The sequence below is a fragment of the Mesorhizobium sp. M0954 genome (assembly GCF_040319155.1).
Lineage (GTDB): Bacteria > Pseudomonadota > Alphaproteobacteria > Rhizobiales > Rhizobiaceae > Mesorhizobium.
Genome location: NZ_JAMYNR010000022.1, coordinates 65,459 through 81,895, shown reverse-complemented (window position 1 = coordinate 81,895; position 16,437 = coordinate 65,459). Strand labels below are relative to the sequence as shown.

The window sequence follows — 16,437 nt, the reverse complement described above, 5'->3', positions numbered from 1 at the left end:
ACGATCCAACCGCGCAAATCGCCCCGCTTGGATTATGCAGCTTCAGCTACATTGTGCACTGTCGGCCGCCAGTTCCAGGGCAAGAGCTCATCCCACCGCGCTGCTGGCCAGTCGCCAGCGATCTTGGCGATGACATCGGCGATGTAGGCCTGCGGCTCGAGTCCGTTGAGCTTTGCCGTCTCGATAACTGTGTAGATGGCGGCTGCACGATCGCCACCAGCCTTCGATCCGGCAAACAGCCAATTCTTGCGGCCCAGAGCCACACAGCGCATGGCGCGTTCGGCAATGTTGTTGTCGATCTCCAGGCGGCCATCAGCAAGGAAACGTGTCAGCGAGATCCAGCGTTTGTGGCCATATGCAATCGCCTTGGCCATCTCGGATTTGGGCGAGAGGCGCCGCAGGGCATCGTCGAGAGCCTGCTGAATTCCTGGATCAATGGCAAAGTGCGGTCCTGCCGACTTCGTCGCCGGACATCGGGTTGCTGGCCGCGAACCTCGGCCTCGATCTCATAAAGTTGGCCAATGCGCTCCAGCAGGTCTGTGGTCAGCGGTGTCGGCTTGGTGGCGTGGATATCGAATAGCTTCCGGCGAAAATGTGCCCAGCACGCGACCTCGGTGACACGGTTGGTGTCGTAGAGCTTGTCATATCCGGCGTAGCCATCGGCCTGGAGATAGCCGGTGAAGCTGGCCAGCTGCCGTTGGAGATGTGCGCCGGTCCGGTCGGTGGTGAACTCGTACCAGACCAGTGGCGGCGTCGTGGCACCAGAGCCCCGATCATCGACCGCATAGGCCCAAAGCCTGCCGGTTGCCGTCTTGCCACGTCCCGGATCGAGCATGGGGACCGGCGTACCGTCGGTATGGATCTTCGAGGCTGTCAGCCCGACCTCGCGGATGCGGCTGATGATCGGATCGAGCAAGACAGATGCCTGGCCGACCCAGCCTGCCAGCGTCGATCGGTCGATCTCGATGCCCTGCGCAGCCATGATCTCGGCCTGACGGTACAGCGGCAGATGATGGTCGAACTTGGAGACGACGACATGGGCCAGCGTGCCGAAGGTCGCCTTGCCCCGGGCAATCGCCTTCACGGGCGCTTGCGCCTGGCCGCAGCGCGCCGCCACAGTCGGGACAAGTGCAGTTGCCCTGCTCAGGCTCGATCCGCTGTTCCTCGCGCGGCAGATGGGCGGGAAGCGCCCGAACCGGCGATGGCCGATCGACGGCTGCCGGATGAAAGCGAACAGCGCACCGGAATGCGGGCTCTGCTCCAGAACCTGCTGCGTCATCACAGCAAGGCCGTCGAAACCCTTGCGCATGTCCGTCGCGCCGCAAGCCAGGAATATCCGCGTCGATGGCGGCAGCGGGATCATCGTGCCAGCGCGCCGATCACCCGCGACAGGGCATCGGCATCGACCGTGGCGTCCACGGTCACCCTGATCCCCGAAGGCAGCTCGATCCCGATCAAGCCGGGGACCAACGGTGCAATGGGAGCAGGCAACGCGGGCGGCTCGCTGATGTGGACCTCGGCGAAGGCTGGCTCGGCCAGCTTGCGAACCCCGGCAAGCTCACCGGACATCGCTTGCCGCCGCCAGGTATAGATCGAGCCGCTGCCGACGTCGTGGCGCTCACAGGCCGTCCGCACGCAACCGTCGGGGCCGAATGCATCCCGCAGCACGACCAGCTTTTGTTCCACCGTCCAGCGCCGCCGACCGGACACCCGGGCAACGACCTCCATCCGACTACTCATACGATTACTTATATGAGAGCTCGATGCGCTGCTCGCTGAATCCTCGATCTTGCTCGACACCGGCCACCCCGTTCAAAGAGCGGCAATCATCCCGGCGAAGACCCGGCGTGCAAGGCGGCCGGCAGACCTCGCTTACGCCGTAGCTATCCGCGAAAGAAGAGCTGGACGATGCGCTATCTACGCTGGCTTCAGGAACAGCGGTTCGATCATCCCGCGCATCAGATCGCACTCCAGGAGATGGTCGAGGCGGTGCGCGTCTCGAAGGAGCGGGTCGAGCGGCTGGAGCGTGTGATCGAAGAGTTCGTCCCGGCCTGGTCGCTGGCACCGATCGTGTGGGCGCTTCAGACATTGCGTGGGGTAGACCTGATTGTCGCCGTGACGTTCGTCACCGAAGTCGGCGACGTCAGCCGGTTCGAAAGCCCACGCCAGCTCATGGGATATCTCGGTCTGGTTCCCGGCGAGCGCTCAACCGGGGAGACAGTCCGGCGCGGCGGCATCACAAAGGCAGGCAACGGTCGGGTTCGCCACATGTTGGTCGAGAGCGCCTGGACCTATCGACATCCGCCCAAGGTCGGGAAGGCGAAGCTATACCGATTGGAGCAGGCGCCACCGAAGGTGCATGAGATCGCCTGGAAGGCGCAGTCCCGCCTGACAGCCCGCTACCGCATGCTGAGCGCTCGGGGCAAACGGACAACGGTCGTCTGCACTGCTATCGCCCGTGAACTGGTCGGCTTCATGTGGGCAGTCGCAAGGGAGGCGCGCATCACCTGATCGCTCGCCGCGACGGCGCACATCTCGCGCATGGGCGGAGGCGGGACCACGGCAGGGGAATGCCCGTCAGACGCTTTGTGGCCGGCGAACCGCCGACGCCCGCAGTAAGATAGGAACAGCCCCGGACGCACAATCGGGAATGCGGTAGCCAACCCGCGCATCAGAGCTTGATCACCGACGTCCTTCAGTTCCGCCTCCACCCATGCGCGATCATCAGAATGAGCAGCCGTTCCTCGGATCGGGCGACCTCCTGCGTTCCAAACCTTGACAGCGGACATCAGAGCGCTGTTCTCAGGCCACGGCTTTGAGCTCGAGCTTGTTGATGTAGGCCCAGGGCAGGAGATCGTCGATCTGGCTGTTAGGGTGGCCGTTGACGATCCTGGTGAGGACATCGTCGAGATAGCCCAGCGGCTCAACGCCGTTGAGCTTGCAGGTTTCAATCAGCGAGGCGACAACGGCCCAGTGTTCGGCGCCGCCGTCGGAGCCTGCGAAGAGCGCATTCTTGCGGTTGAGCGCGATGGGACGGATGGAGCGCTCGACCACGTTGCTGTCGATCTCGATGCGGCCGTCTTCGAGGAAGCGCGAGAGGCCTTCCCAGCGTGAGAGCGTGTAGCGGATCGCCTCTGCGAGCTTGGTCTTCTGACTGATCAGGCCGAGCTTCTCACGCAGCCATGGGTCGAATGCAGCTACGATTGGAGTACTCTTCTCCTGACGTGCGGCAAGGCGTTCGTCGGCCGATCGGCCGCGGATGGCGTCCTCGATCTTGTAGAGTTCGGCGATCCGTCTGAGCGCCTCGCTGGCAATCGGCGCGGGACCGGCTGCTGCCAGCTCATAGAATCGCCGGCGGACATGCGCCCAGCAGAAGGCGAGCGTCACGCCGCTCTTGTCGGCCAGCACCCGATAGCCGCCATAGCCATCGACCTGCAGGATTCCGGTGAAGCCTGCGAGATGAGCGATCGGACGCTCGGCCTTTCGGTCCGGCGCATAGACATAGGCGACGCCCGGCGGATCGCTTCCCTCCCATGGTCGGTCATCGCGGGCATAGGCCCAGAGTTGGCCCGTCTTCGTCTTGCCGCGGCCCGGATCGAGCACCGGCGCGGTTGTCTCGTCGGCGAAGAGTTTTGGAGAGGACTTCAGCTTGCCAAGCAGCCGCTCATGCACCGGACGCAGATGCCAGGCGGCGCGGCCGACCCAGTCGGCGAGCGTGGAACGATCGAGATTGATGCCTTGCCGGGCATAGATCTGCGCCTGACGATAGAGCGGCACGTGATCGGCGTATTTGGAGACCAGCACCTGGGCGACCGTTGCCTCGGTCGGAAGACCACCCTCGATCAGCCGGGCCGGCGCGGGAGCCTGAACGACCACATCCTCACAGGCGCGGCAGGCATATTTGGGCCGGCGCACGACGATCACACGCAGCTGCGCCGGAACGATATCGAGCCGCTCGCTCACATCCTCACCGATCCGGTGCAGGCCATTGCGACAGCACGGGCAGGTATGGTCCTCGATGTCGACGACCATCTCCGTGCGCGGCAGATGGGGCGGCAACGCACCGCGGTTCGCCCGGCGCTTGGCGACACGCGCCTGACGTTCGCCAAGAGCAGTCTGTGCCTGCTCTTCGTCACCGGCAGCCTCGATCTGTTCGGCCTCTTCGAGTCCCAGCAGCAACTGATCCTCGGGGAGCGTCTCAGCTTTTCGGCCGAAGCGATGACGCTGCAATTCCTTGATGATCTGGATCAGACGGGCGTTCTCGACGTCGCGCGCCAGGACCATCGCCTTCAGCGCGTCCGGATCGTCGGGAAGCTGGTCAGCCGTCATCGTCATGACCGGATCAGACCATATTCGCCGACAGCCCGCGACAGCGGAATCCAGCCTGATTCACTTCGTCGCGGTCAGCCCGCCTGAACCGGAACGCGGGTCCGGCGCGCCTCGTGGACCCGCCGCCAGTCCAGTCCTTCCAATAGCGCCGATAGTTGCGCGGCCGTCAGCCGCATCACGCCGTCCTGCACTTTCGGCCAGCGGAACTCGCCCCCCTCCAGGCGCTTGGCATAGAGGCAGACGCCGGTGCCATCCCAGAAGATCAGCTTGATCCGGTCGATGCGCTTCGCCCGGAAGACGTAGACGGCGCCGCTGAACGGATCGGCGCCCATCGTCTCGCGCACCAGCGCCGCCAGCCCCTCCGCACCCTTGCGGAAGTCGACTGGCTTTGTCGCCACCATTACCTTGACCGCACCCGTCGGCCCGATCACGTCGTTGCCTTAAGCGCGCGGATTATAGCAGCCACCGTTTTGGTGTCGGCGCCGCGGCCAACGCGCATGGCGACTCCGTCGATCTCAAGCTCGATCACGCCAGCGTCGCGGACCGCCTTCTGCTTCCGTGGTCGTGCTGGGCGCTGCGCCACCGGTTCCGGCAAGGACGCCGCAACCGCCGCAGGAACGAACAGGGATTCTGATGCCGGCGCCTCCGCCGAGGGCTGACGCGCAGCCCGGCGCCAAGCAAACAATTGCTGCGGGGAAAGCGCATATCGGCGAGCTACAGCACAAACCGTCTCGCCAGCCTCGTAGCTCTCCGCAACGATCCGCGCCTTCTCCTCTGGAGGCCATTCGCGTCGCCGGCCGGAGCCCGTGAACACCTCGAACCGGCGCACCGGCTCCAAGTCGTTCGACTTAAGCGTAAGCTCTGAAATCGTCATATGTCGAAGCCCTCAAAGGGCTCCGAACATCGTCCTTCACGCCGATCCCCGAAAGGTGCCGTCGGAACATCGCTTACAACAGAACGGTCGTTTGTCTCGACGCAATCTCTGGTAAGGTGGGAAGAGGGGTGGGTTCCCCAGTTAGACGGAGACGCTATCACAATTCCGACAGGCCCGGGTGGCGTAAGTGTCTCAATTGGACCCGGCTCAGTAACTGTCAACCTCGGACCTGTATCGGTAGGAACAGGTGGGGCTTCGATTGGTGGGGTGCGATTGTGGTGAGGATAGCTAATAGTTATGATTGTGGTGAGGATAGCTAATAGTTATATGGACCAAATTCTGGGGGGTAAAGAGCCTACGTTGCATCGGTAATTCTAGTTTAGTCATCGCTCTCTGTTGCAGAAGAAGCCATTGTTGAAAGCTCGCCTTGCGCCGCTCTCCACAGAGTTCATGAATTCGACGACGCGTGACGACTACAATCTCAGTTCTTATTACGACGGGAGAACCCACGCCGAACCTCCGAACCCTGCCAGCTTAAGTGATGGCAAAATGATTGCATAGTGCCGCCAACTATTAGAATATCCCAGAATGACCACTGTTGGATCGGAAAAATAGAACGCCTTCAGAAGGAGCGTATTGCCTCTTTGGCTCGCGCCTTGTCATGCTAAAGTGTTCCCAGGTCGGCCGGTTGATTGACCGCCGTGCCGCATGGGATTGTTGTGGCTTGTTGTTTCCCTCAAATAAGGACGTGCGACATGAATAGACGCATAGCACTCTTAGCAATTGCTGGAAGTTACAGCTGCCTCGGATCGGTTGCTAGTGCAAATGTTGTGCCTCCGCCGAGTTGCGAAGGCATCAATGCTCTTGGTTGTGCAACCAAGATTAAGAATGCGATCGACAATGCTGCGACGGCCGAGGAAGCGTTGGAGGCTTGGGGGATCTGGTCCCAAGTCTACGAAAATGCGTATAGAAGTATGCAGGGCGCACCGGTTCCTCCTAGTGACCTTGATCGGTTCGAAGGTGAAATAGGAGCGAAAATAGAGAAATTTACCAGCCCGGAAAACATAGCATTGGATCTGGCCATTGCGAGATTTTTTCCCCAGCTAGCGGCCATACTTGCGCTCCCTGAAACAACTGTAGCCGTTGCCGTTTGGGCATTGCTAGCCCCGAGTCCAATCGAAACTCCACTCCAGGAACTACAAGCCTCAAATACTGAATTGGCCAGTTCGCTTTCGCTAAAGTTGGGTCCTTTTTTGCGAAGTGATTGGCGGTCGGACTACGGCACTTACATCACCGATGCCTTGAATGCCGGCAGCCTGGGTCCAAAGCCATAGTAGTCGCTAGCGGTCGAAATCGGGCACTTGGGTGAAGCCGCATGCCAGGCCCAAGGCTTAATCCCCTCAATGAACTCGAGGCGTGGGATCAGAAAAATATCGTGACGTGTCGTGCGGGAGACAGACCCGGGAATGAAAGGGGGGATCAACGATGACAAACGCAGGGATCGGCAGAACCGCCGATCCCAAAAATCTATCCCAACCGGATTTCAAATCATACAATTATTTTGTCTTTTCAGATAGATAGCAATTTCGATGGGGTGGTCCACAACGATCCCGCTCGATACCCTACGACCATTGTGGATCACGGTTGGTCTCGCTTCGATCCAATTTCCCCTGAAATCATAGATTTGCGATTTGCCCAACCGTCGTGCGACGGGTGATAGATCGCAAATATAGCCAGCGACATGCGAGGGCGTTGTCGGCGCAAGACATGCGCCCTTCCCTGCCCCACAACGCAGCGTCGATTTCGCGTCACTGCACCCTTTGACGAACCTGCTGAGCGCCGGAGATATCGGCAATCGCCGCTCGCTCTCAGAAATGGCCCCACTGGCCCGCGATCGGGATGACTGAAATTGGGGCCGTCAGCCGACCGACAGCTTTTGGACGAGAGATAAGGGAGAAACTGCCGTTCGACCCAGACGGCCTCTGAGGTCGAAACCGCGGCTCGAACTTACGTCTTACGGCCGTCTACGCTCCCCGTCCAATGGACCGAAATTTCCTTTCTCCATACTCCATAGAGGGGTAAACGCAAAAATGCGCGCCGCTTTTCGAGAGGCCGTACGACAGACAAACCGCCCCTTTTTATGCTGTGTGAACGAATGTTAGCCGATGCAAGCGCATCCTGTTTCCGCTAACATCACTGTTTTCGGGGACAAAGGATTTTCGGCGTGTCGCTAGCTGATGATGCAATCGGCAATTTGCACATCAAAACCGATGCGGCTTTTGAGTTTTTCGTCGTCTATGCCCGATATGAATACGCCGCCAAAGTAGCGCGATATGTTTATAAGCCGCCTGTTCAAAGTAACAACCTTCCAGAATTAAAGATCAATCTGCAAGACGTAGCCGACAAGATCAAAGAAAAATTTCATATGGCCATTCAGAACAATAAATCGCTTAGTGATGCTGTCGCATACTATCAAAAAATCCCGCCTAAAGGCCAGGTTTGGAACGGTACAGAACCAGACTGGGCTGATATAGAATACAATGACACGTTCCCCTGTATCCTGCTGCGGCGGCTCGCCCAAGCCAGAAATAACCTTTTCCATGGCGGCAAAGGCTGGAAGAGTGATGAGCAGACTTGGGATAGGGATAACTTGCTGATTTCGCACGGGCTGGTCATACTCGAAGCGGTGATCAAGAGCGACGACGCTTTAAGCGCGGATTTCACCTCGTATCAGTAATCGCCTCCCGAAAAGGACGGTTCCCGAACGGCGCTTTCTATCTGGCGGCGCAGTTCGACCAACGCCAGTCAGCCATTGAGCCTTGGCGGCCCCGCCGCGGCAAAGAGCCAAGGCACTGGCAGATTGGACGGCAACGCTCTCCGGGATGAGCGGACGCATCTGCCACTGATTCGCTCGTCTCAATACCGATTGGGAACTGTTTCTCTCAAAGCCGCCGGGCACTATGAAATGAGGCGTCCAGTCGTCTTGCTTTCATCGATACGAGGGGCAAACTAGGAGCGCTTGCCGCTGGATGTCCGGACTGGTTCAACTGAAGGTAAACGAGGATTTGCTGCGTCGCCGATTGGTCATCGTTGACACACTGCTCGCCATGCGGATGGCTCGCCTCGAGGCGGCGAAAGCGGGACAGCATGGCGTCGAAATCCTTACCCTGTCGCTGTTGGCTGCCAGGCTGGCGGGAGGCTTCGTGCGTCCAGCCGACCGGGCCAATATCTATGGCGCGGTCAACGTCGGGCTCGTCGGCGCGGAGTTGATAGAGCTGCATTCAGTGCGCCGCCTACCCGGAATGGCACGAGCGGTCGTGAGATCGCTCGCCGCTGCGTGGCGTGAAGCGATGCCGCTAGCCGATCTAGCGAGATCCTCCGACCGGGCTGCGGATCTTCACCGTTTGGACAGAGATGTGCGCGCAAATTTGCCAAGCGGAATGCTCGCGCCACCCGACCTAGCGGCTGTTGCAATCGCCAACGCGGATCTTAGTGTAAAGCTCTTCGACAGCGTCGTGCTCAAGCGCTTACTGGACGTTGATCCGGTGTGGCGCCCCCTGCTCGCCGCTATCACCGGGCGCCTGCCGGTCAGTTGGCTTGCCATCGGCACGACTGATCGCAGTTGGTTCCAAGGTGGGCCGCTGGAGATCGCTTCAGGGAGCGGAGTGATTAGTGCTGCCGAAATCTGCGCTGATCCGCGTTCCGAAGCGATCGAAGCTCTGCGCTGGGTACGCTCGCTGCTGAGTTCGGGCCACGTGCAGGCATCTGACATTGCGCTGGTGGCCGCCTCGCCATCGGCCTGGGACGAGCATCTGCAGGTGTTCTCCGCAGGAACGGTCAACATCCACTTCTGCCATGGCCGGCCTGCCCTCGGAACTGCGCCCGGTCAGGCTTGCGCGGCACTCGCCGATGTTCTGCTGCACGGCCTGAGCCAGGATCGCGTACGACGCCTGCAACGACTCTCTCCATATCTGCGCAAGGAACTGCCGCTACGCTTGTTGCGCGGCCTCAAACCAGATGCGGGGCTCTTTTCGGTGGCACAATGGCGTCGCGCGCTCGAAGCGCTGGGCGACGAGTCGTCGATGAGAGCCATGGAGGTGCTTGGACCGATCCTCGACCTGCTTGAGGGAGGCGTCGGTAAAGCCGCTGAGGCTGGGGAGCGTCTCCTCGCCTTCAAGAGCCGCGCGCTCTGGCGGGACGCTCTGCGCCAGGCGCCGGCTGCCGCGCTGACGATGACACTGAAGACCCTCAGGGTCGCCGACGATTTCGAGCCGGGCAATAGCGTTGTCTGGGGGCCGGCGGCCGAACTCGCCAGCGCGCCGCGAAAATATATGAGGCTGATGGGTGTGAGTGCCCGCAGCTGGCCACGTGCAGATGCGGACGATCCCATTTTGCCGGCGCGCACTGCTCCACTGCGACCCGACCGGCAATCAGTCACGTCGCTGGACCGGCAGCATTTTTCGATCCTCGTGTCGGCTGCGAGCGGTGCTTGCGTCATTTCTCGCTCTTCCCGCTCCGCAGAAGGGACGCTGCTCTCGCCGAGCCCGCTCTGGCCCGCCAAAACACCAGAAGCCATACACCTGCCGCGGACCAGGATACCGGCGCATGCCGCCAACGAGGCTGATCGCCTGCTGGCGCGTTCTGCGGAGGCGCGAAGCGATCTGCGCATCGCCGCGGCGCAACTCGCCTGGACGAACTGGAACCGGCGCGAGGTCACGGCGCATGATGGGCGCCTGCGGCTACACCATCCCGTTGTCGCCCGGACCTTCTCGCGACCGCATTCGTCGACTTCTTTGCGCCGCCTATTGCGCGATCCGCTCGCGTTCATCTGGAAATATGGCCTCGAGTTGTATCGGCCCCGCTGGGCCACCCGCCCGCTCGAACTTGAACCCGCTGTTGTCGGGGAGCTCGTTCACGAGATGATCAAGGAGACGATCGGCCGTCTTCAACCTGTTCCAGGCTTAACCCGCGCAAGTGACGAGCAGTTGCGTGACGCCATTCGCGATGCTGCCCGCTTTCTCCAGGACCAGTGGCCGCTCACGCGCCCCGTGCCGCCGCCGACGCTCTGGCGCTATACGCTCGAAGATGCCGTGCGGCGCACGAAGCGGGCGCTCACACCCAACCCCTCTGACGAAGAGGGCTCGGGACTCGGCACGCACACATGGAGTGAGTTGGCGTTCGGCGACAACGTTCCTGCCCAGGACGCGCCCTGGAAGGGCATAGCAGCGGTCGGGCTTGCGATCAGGGATTACCGGATCAAACTCGAGGGCCGCATCGACCGGCTCGATCTTAGCGCTGACCAACGAATGGTCATTCTATCAGACTACAAGACCGGTGCGGTGCCGTCTTCAGTTCGGAGTGTCGTCCTAGATGGCGGACGCGAAATCCAGCGCACGCTTTATGCCATGGTCGTCCGGCAACTATTGGGCAATGATATGGGCGTGGTTTCTCGCCTGGTCTATCTCGATCGGGACGTCACCACTGCAGCCCTGTCCGGCGACCGGCTTGCACGCGCGGAGGCCGAACTAACGGCGCGCGTCGCGACGGCTGCGTTGATCCTCGAGGCCGGCGAAGCGCCGCCTGGACCGGATGCGGTTGAAAGTTACAACGAGTTGCGGCTGCTGTTGCCTGCCGACCTCGATCGCTACCTCGCGCGCAAGCATGAAGGCTTCGAACGGGCTGCCTCGGGTCTCCTGCCTCTATGGGCTGGCCCATGAAGCTCTCCGATGAAGCTGACCGCCGTTCCGTGCTCATCGATCTCGGCGACACGTTGCTTGTGGAGGCCGCCGCCGGCACAGGCAAGACCGCCCTCATTGCAGGGCGCGTGGCGATGCTGCTCGCGACCGATCTTCGACCCGCTCAAATTGCGGCAGTGACTTTTACCGAACCGGCGGCCGGGGAACTTGCCGAGCGCATCTGCGATTATGTCGATCGGCTCATCGCCGGCGAGGTGCCCAAGGCCATGCTGCCGGCACTCCCCGATGAGATCGTGCCCGATGAGATGCGCCGAACGCTCCGGGAGAAGAGGCAGGAAATCGATCAACTGACGGCCTCGACCATTCACGGCTTCTGCCATCAACTGGTCACCCAATATGCGGTCGACATCGGCATCGACCCGGGCGCCCGTATCATGGACCGGACGACGGCGGAGCTGTTGTTCGAAGACGTGCTCAACGGCTGGCTGGTGGAGTGCTTGTCGAAGGCACCGAGCACCGACGATCCTATCGCCGTTCTTGCAAGCGAAAACCCTGCCGGAGTGCTGACGCGCATCAAGAAGCTGGCGGAGTTCAAACGCGATCACCCAGAAGCCGAGACGGTGGCGCCTTCCTTTGCCGCACGGCCGGACCGCGAGCTGGTCGAAGCGATCAGGGCGTTCTCGAGCTGGTTCGCCGGTGCCCCTATCGAGAGGCAGACTGCCGACATCCTTCAGGAACTTGAGAGGCTGTCGGTCTTTTATGACGAGTGCCTTGCGGACCCGCCCGACTTTAAGCGGCTCTGGATCCTCGTCCATCCCCAGCGACTGTCGGTTAGCATGGTCGCCGACACGACGCGGCTGAAGGCATATCGGCGCAAGACATCCTGGGTTAAGGCGGACCCCGAGCGTGGCGCGGAGCTCAACGACGTGGCCACTCGGCATTACGAAACCGTCGATCACGCCTATCGGACGCTTCGCGGCGAGTTGGCGAACGCACTGGTCGAAAAGCTATCGAAACAATTGGATGTCGCAATCAGCAACTACACTGAGCGCAAACACCAGGCGGCAAGCCTCGATTTCGCTGATCTGTTGCGGCACGGGCTCAAGCTTGTACGCAATCCGCGGATCCGCGAGGAACTCAGCCAGCGCTACGCGGCGATTTTGATCGACGAGTTCCAGGACACCGATAAAGAACAATCGGAGATCATCTTCTCGATCGCAGCGAGTTCGCAACCCGAGAGCTGGCAGGCCGCACGGCTTCGTCCCGGTGCCCTCTTCGCGGTGGGCGATCCCAAGCAGGGCATCTATTCGTTCCGCGGTGCCGACATCGAATGTTACCGCGAGGCGCGGAAGATGATTGCGGCGCAACCGGGCGGACGCGTGGTTCAGATCACCGACAGCTTTCGCTCTCACCCGCGCATCGTCGAGCACGTGAACTCGGTTTTCGCCCCGGTGTTCGACGGTGAAGAACAACCGGACTACGTAGCGCTCAAGTCGACGCGTGCGAGCACCAGCATCGAACTGCCGGAAATTTCGCGACTGCTGATCGAGCCCGAGATCGGATCCCCGGCCGAGGATCGCGACGAGGAAGCGCGACAGGTGGCTGAGCTCTGCTCGCGCCTGATCGGCGCCATCGAAGTTGAACGCAAAGATGGCAAGTTTTCCGCGTTGGTCGCCAGCGACATCGCGCTCCTCGCGCCCACCGGCACCCAGCTTTGGCGCTACGAGCGCGCCCTCGAGGGCGTAGGCCTCGTGGTCGCCTCGCAGGCGGGCAAGGGCTTGTTCCGGCGACAGGAAGTCCAGGACGTACTCGCGCTGTTGCGGACCCTCGCCGACCCCACCGACAGGCTGGCGTTTATGGCGCTGATGCGTGGCCCGCTTTGCGGCCTCACCGACGAGGAACTCCTCGATATCGACCATGCGCTGCTGATGTCGACCCCCGCGGGCGAGAAGCCCCGCCGCTTTGGGCTACTTACTCCCGCTGACACCATCCACAATGCACAAGCTGCGGCGATCTTGCCTATCTTGCAGCGACTTCATCGCCGGCGCCGCTTCACCACCCCCAGCCTACTGCTGGCCGAGGCTATTGAAGCTTTGACCGTCGCGGCCATCCTTTCCGTCAGGCATCCGGGGCACAGCCAGCGTGCTCTCGCCAACCTCGCAATGCTTGTCGAGCTGCTCCGCCGGGATGACGTCGGAGGTCTCGACGGCGCCGTCCAGCGGCTCAACCAGGAATGGGCCGCCGCCGCCTCACGGACCGAGGGGCGCGTCGATCCCGTCGGCGAGGCGGTGGAGCTGGTCACTATGCACAGCGCCAAGGGCATCGAGTGGCCCGTCGTGATTTTGATCAACACGACCACCAAGCTCATGCACGAAAAGCAGTTCCTCTATCGCGCTTCAGACGACACGGTCCATTGGATCGTGGATGAGGTCACGCCGCCGGAGTTGTCGTTGGCGCAAGCCGAACAGGAGCGTCTGTTGCGCCTCGAGCGCAAGCGCATGTTCTATGTGGCCAGTACACGTGCTCGGGACCTGCTCATTATTCCACACTTGCCTCAGGCAAAACCCGACAGCTGGTCCCGCCTCGTCTATCTCAAGCAAGGAGAGCTGCCTCTGTTTCCCGTAGACAAGCTGCCGCCTTTCACGCGCGCAGCTCTGGCGAAAGAGGCCAACGTTCAGGATAGGGCGACATTCTCCGAAGAGGCGGAGCGGGTGCGCGCCGCATCGCCGACCCTGGCCTGGCTGCAGCCTAGCCGCGCCGATCCCGATCGCTCTGTCGCGATCGATCTTCCAAATCCGGAGGTTCAGGTTGTCGAGCTCGCTGCGGCAGTGATGGGAGCGGGCCGGGTTCGGGGGCTGATCCTCCATAAGCTTATGGAGGAGCTAATCACCGGCGAGGTGGCGGAAAGCGAAACAGCCTTGGCGACCCGCGCCGCAGTGTTGCTCGAGCAACTCGTGGGACGGGAGCCGCAGGCCGGGCAGCCGTTGCCAGAGGAGATGGGCCGCACCGCGCTCGCCAGCATCCGCCATCCGGCGGTGGCAACATGGCGGGGTGCCCTCGTCGCAGAGGTGCCAGTATGGGGAAGCCGAGGAGAAGGCAACATGCTGGCCGGCCGTGTTGATGCAATGGCGCTACAGGACGGCGAGATCAAGGCCCTGTTCGATTGGAAGAGCGATCGCCTTCCAGGCGCTGACGAGCGACTGAAGCATGCGACGCAGCTGCGTCTCTACCTGAACGCAACCGGAGTAGATCAAGGCTTCATCCTCTATATGACGGAGCTGGAGGCTATAGCGGTCACTCGGCCCAAAGGCCCATGACCGCGATGCGATTTGTGGGCTAGCCCTTGCCTCACAGGTCGCGAACGACAGCTGCAGCATCGGTGCGCGAACAGAACTGACAATCTGCTGCGCTCGGCATAGTCACGAGAAGGCATAGCAAACGCTTTTCTGACGAGCGACCTCGGCCACCATATAGTCACTAGCAGGCCGTCCCATCCGTTCGAGTTCTCCATTGGCTCTAAAGACGTAGCGTCTGCTTTTGGTGCGGGATCTGGATCAACTCCACGACCGGCATGAGGCGCATTGCGGCTCGACGGCTTCCGACGACCCATTCCTGACGTCCGGAGTGTCCGGTCTTGGGCTGCGCAGTTTGGCGAAGTGTGGTGCGCCGCCGCAGTTGAAGATCGACACCGACAAAGGACATGGCTATTTTCCGCTCGTTGGGTGAGGCGGAACCCTCAAGGGGTGTGAACGGCCCGGCCAAACTCCTATACGAGGTCACCGGCGCAATCCGGGCCTCAAGCTGGTCGTTCGGCGGCAGGCGCCGGGTAATCTCCTTTACAGGGTCAAAAGCCCTAAATCGCCAATCCAGCCTGCTACCTATCCGCCTCGCCCAACGCCGTAGCATCAGGCACCAAGGCCAATCACCGCTCATTCATGCCATCTCCTTTGCTTTTCGCTGGAAGCCACGGCTTCGCAGCGTTCATCTGGTGCGTGAGGTCAGGCGGCCGGCAAGCCTGGATCGATGCCGGTCATGGCGATGGAGACGTCCCAGAGCCGCTTCGCAAGCGCGGGATCTTCGGCATGCGGCGCGCGCTTTGCTTCGCCGGCTACACCGCGGATTCCGCCAAGGCCGGTGGGACCGTAATAGCCTCCGGGCTTCACCTTGCCGGTCGCAGCCAAAAGTGCTGGCCACGCGCCCTTGTCGGAGCTATTGAGCAGCAGGCCGACGATTGGGCCTGCGATCTGGACAATCCCCATGTGGCGGCCAAGACTTGTATTGGCGACGCCAGGGTGAACGCCGATGGCTGTGACGGGCGACTTCGGCGCGCGCAGGCGACGATCCAGTTCGAAGAAGAACAGCGCGTTCGCCAATTTGCTGCCGCCGTAGCGATCGGTCTTGATGTAGCTCTTGTCGGCGCTGAGGTCGTCCCAGTCGATCTTGGCCTTCAGATGCGCGATGCTCGAGGTCACGACCACCCGCGATCCCGGCGTCTCCGCCAGTTTGGGCAGGAGCAGCGAGGTGAGCGCGAACACGCCGAGATGATTGACGCCGAACTGCGATTCGAACCCCTGCTTCGTGCGCGTCAGCGGCGGATTCATGATCGCGGCATTGTTGATGAGTGCATCGATCCGTGGCTCCTTCGCCGCGATCTCGGCTGCGGTGCGAACGCTGTCCAGGTCACCGAGGTCGAGCGGCAACCAGACGAGATCGGCATTCGGCGTGATCCGCTTGATCCGCGCGATGGCGTCCTGCGCCCTGGTCTGCTCGCGGCAGCCAAGCAGGACGCGCGCGCCCCTGGCGGCAAGCACCCGCGCGATTTCGAACCCGACGCCGGCGTTGGCGCCCGTGACGATGAAGCTTTTTCCCGTCTGCTTGGGAACGTTAGCTTCGGTGAAACCCTTGCAATTCGACATTTTCGATCCTTATCTATGAGTGACTACATACTCATTTATGGGGTAAACTTAGGCGGCAGACCCCTTCCAGAACAGGTCGAACCCGGCCTGCCGGATGGCGTCGCTTTCCTGGGGTCTGGCCGTGACCGCATTGATGCTGATATCGGCCAAGTCGAAGAGAATGGTATCGATGTAGAAGGCAATCCTGTCAGGCGCGGCATGGCCGGCGAGACACTCCTCCACCATCGTCCGTGCATCCCGCTGCATGGCGTGACACCGGTTCCGGCTTTCCGCTGTCACGCGATCCGAGACCTTCAACTGACGAAGGGCCTTGCGCGCCGTGGCGTGAGCCAGTCCCCAGTCAATCAGACGGTTCCAGACCGCGAATAGTCGGTCTTTGGCGGAGGCGTCCGCCGGATATGGCGCCAGCATCATCTCTACCAAGTCGGCCTCGATCTCGAGAAAGAGCTGGTTGAGCAGATCGTCCTTGGTTGGAAAGTAGGTGAACAGCGTCCCCTCGGAAACGCCAGCAGCCTTTGCGATCTTGGCCGTGGACGCGCCTGTGCCCAGGCTGGCGACGAACTCGGCCGCTGCATCGAGCAGCGCCTGTCGCTTTTCTTCACTGAGGGGACGCGCCATATTT

Annotated in this window: 12 protein-coding genes and 1 pseudogene; 5 read left to right on the top strand and 8 right to left on the bottom strand. The window is 61.5% G+C overall.

Annotation, left to right across the window (positions count from 1 at the left end; genetic code table 11):
* Positions 1 to 32 precede the first annotated feature (32 nt).
* The 3 genes from NKH93_RS25200 to tnpA (NKH93_RS25190) are packed head-to-tail and all read right to left on the bottom strand — an operon-like array spanning position 33 to position 1,728.
* Entirely contained in the window at positions 33 to 374 is a 342-nt protein-coding gene (locus NKH93_RS25200) for an IS66 family transposase (protein ID WP_352972560.1), read from the bottom strand.
* Positions 329 to 1,363, bottom strand: a complete 1,035-nt coding sequence (gene tnpC / locus NKH93_RS25195) for an IS66 family transposase (protein WP_352972558.1) — start codon at positions 1,361 to 1,363, stop codon at positions 329 to 331. Before tnpC (NKH93_RS25195) ends, NKH93_RS25200 begins: the two co-directional genes overlap by 46 nt.
* Positions 1,360 to 1,728 (bottom strand): IS66-like element accessory protein TnpA, encoded by a 369-nt coding sequence (gene tnpA, locus NKH93_RS25190; protein WP_352614506.1) that lies wholly within the window; start codon positions 1,726 to 1,728, stop codon positions 1,360 to 1,362. The genes tnpC (NKH93_RS25195) and tnpA (NKH93_RS25190) overlap by 4 nt, the downstream gene beginning before the upstream one ends.
* Positions 1,729 to 1,878: 150 nt before the next feature.
* Between tnpA (NKH93_RS25190) and NKH93_RS25185 the strand changes: the two are divergent.
* Positions 1,879 to 2,511: pseudogene (locus NKH93_RS25185) on the top strand (IS110 family RNA-guided transposase); the annotation flags it as partial.
* 291 nt (positions 2,512 to 2,802) lie between these two features.
* Here the strand turns inward: NKH93_RS25185 and tnpC (NKH93_RS25180) are convergent.
* From tnpC (NKH93_RS25180) to tnpA (NKH93_RS25170), 3 genes are all read right to left on the bottom strand, one after another.
* A complete protein-coding gene (gene tnpC, locus NKH93_RS25180) occupies positions 2,803 to 4,335 on the bottom strand; it encodes an IS66 family transposase (RefSeq protein WP_352614508.1) in 1,533 nt (510 codons plus the stop codon).
* 68 nt (positions 4,336 to 4,403) lie between these two features.
* Positions 4,404 to 4,760, bottom strand: coding sequence for an IS66 family insertion sequence element accessory protein TnpB (gene tnpB / locus NKH93_RS25175; RefSeq protein WP_352614510.1), 357 nt, complete (start codon positions 4,758 to 4,760; stop codon positions 4,404 to 4,406).
* A complete protein-coding gene (tnpA, locus tag NKH93_RS25170) occupies positions 4,757 to 5,158 on the bottom strand; it encodes an IS66-like element accessory protein TnpA (protein ID WP_352614538.1) in 402 nt (133 codons plus the stop codon). Before tnpA (NKH93_RS25170) ends, tnpB begins: the two co-directional genes overlap by 4 nt.
* Before the next feature lie 800 nt (positions 5,159 to 5,958).
* Between tnpA (NKH93_RS25170) and NKH93_RS25165 the strand changes: the two genes are divergently transcribed.
* The 4 genes from NKH93_RS25165 to NKH93_RS25150 all read left to right on the top strand — a co-directional run bounded on the left by NKH93_RS25165 (position 5,959) and on the right by NKH93_RS25150 (position 14,216).
* The gene (locus NKH93_RS25165) at positions 5,959 to 6,537 is read left to right on the top strand and encodes a hypothetical protein (RefSeq protein ID WP_352972554.1); all 579 of its coding nucleotides are present in this window, start codon (positions 5,959 to 5,961) and stop codon (positions 6,535 to 6,537) included.
* An 890-nt stretch (positions 6,538 to 7,427) separates the two neighbouring features.
* On the top strand, positions 7,428 to 7,940 hold the full coding sequence (locus NKH93_RS25160; protein WP_352972552.1) for a hypothetical protein: 513 nt from the start codon (positions 7,428 to 7,430) through the stop codon (positions 7,938 to 7,940).
* A 292-nt stretch (positions 7,941 to 8,232) separates the two neighbouring features.
* Positions 8,233 to 10,920 (top strand): PD-(D/E)XK nuclease family protein, encoded by a 2,688-nt coding sequence (locus tag NKH93_RS25155; RefSeq protein WP_352972549.1) that lies wholly within the window; start codon positions 8,233 to 8,235, stop codon positions 10,918 to 10,920.
* Entirely contained in the window at positions 10,917 to 14,216 is a 3,300-nt protein-coding gene (locus NKH93_RS25150; RefSeq protein ID WP_352972546.1) for a UvrD-helicase domain-containing protein, read from the top strand. The genes NKH93_RS25155 and NKH93_RS25150 overlap by 4 nt, the downstream gene beginning before the upstream one ends.
* A 681-nt stretch (positions 14,217 to 14,897) precedes the next feature.
* Here the strand turns inward: NKH93_RS25150 and NKH93_RS25145 are convergent.
* Positions 14,898 to 15,815 (bottom strand): oxidoreductase, encoded by a 918-nt coding sequence (locus NKH93_RS25145; RefSeq protein ID WP_352972543.1) that lies wholly within the window; start codon positions 15,813 to 15,815, stop codon positions 14,898 to 14,900.
* Positions 15,816 to 15,863: 48 nt separating this feature from the next.
* On the bottom strand, positions 15,864 to 16,433 hold the full coding sequence (locus NKH93_RS25140) for a TetR/AcrR family transcriptional regulator (RefSeq protein WP_352972541.1): 570 nt from the start codon (positions 16,431 to 16,433) through the stop codon (positions 15,864 to 15,866).
* Between the last annotated feature and the right edge of the window lie 4 nt (positions 16,434 to 16,437).

Bases quoted from the DNA above. Each gene is read 5' to 3' on its own strand.
- NKH93_RS25145 (WP_352972543.1), bottom strand. From the start codon at position 15,815: ATGTCGAATTGCAAGGGTTTCACCGAAGCTAACGTTCCCAAGCAGACG.
- NKH93_RS25165 (WP_352972554.1), top strand. From the start codon at position 5,959: ATGAATAGACGCATAGCACTCTTAGCAATTGCTGGAAGTTACAGCTGC.
- tnpC (WP_352614508.1), bottom strand. From the start codon at position 4,335: ATGACGATGACGGCTGACCAGCTTCCCGACGATCCGGACGCGCTGAAG.
- NKH93_RS25155 (WP_352972549.1), top strand. From the start codon at position 8,233: ATGTCCGGACTGGTTCAACTGAAGGTAAACGAGGATTTGCTGCGTCGC.
- NKH93_RS25150 (WP_352972546.1), top strand. From the start codon at position 10,917: ATGAAGCTCTCCGATGAAGCTGACCGCCGTTCCGTGCTCATCGATCTC.
- NKH93_RS25140 (WP_352972541.1), bottom strand. From the start codon at position 16,433: ATGGCGCGTCCCCTCAGTGAAGAAAAGCGACAGGCGCTGCTCGATGCA.
- NKH93_RS25200 (WP_352972560.1), bottom strand. From the start codon at position 374: ATGGCCAAGGCGATTGCATATGGCCACAAACGCTGGATCTCGCTGACA.
- tnpA (WP_352614506.1), bottom strand. From the start codon at position 1,728: ATGGAGGTCGTTGCCCGGGTGTCCGGTCGGCGGCGCTGGACGGTGGAA.
- tnpC (WP_352972558.1), bottom strand. From the start codon at position 1,363: ATGATCCCGCTGCCGCCATCGACGCGGATATTCCTGGCTTGCGGCGCG.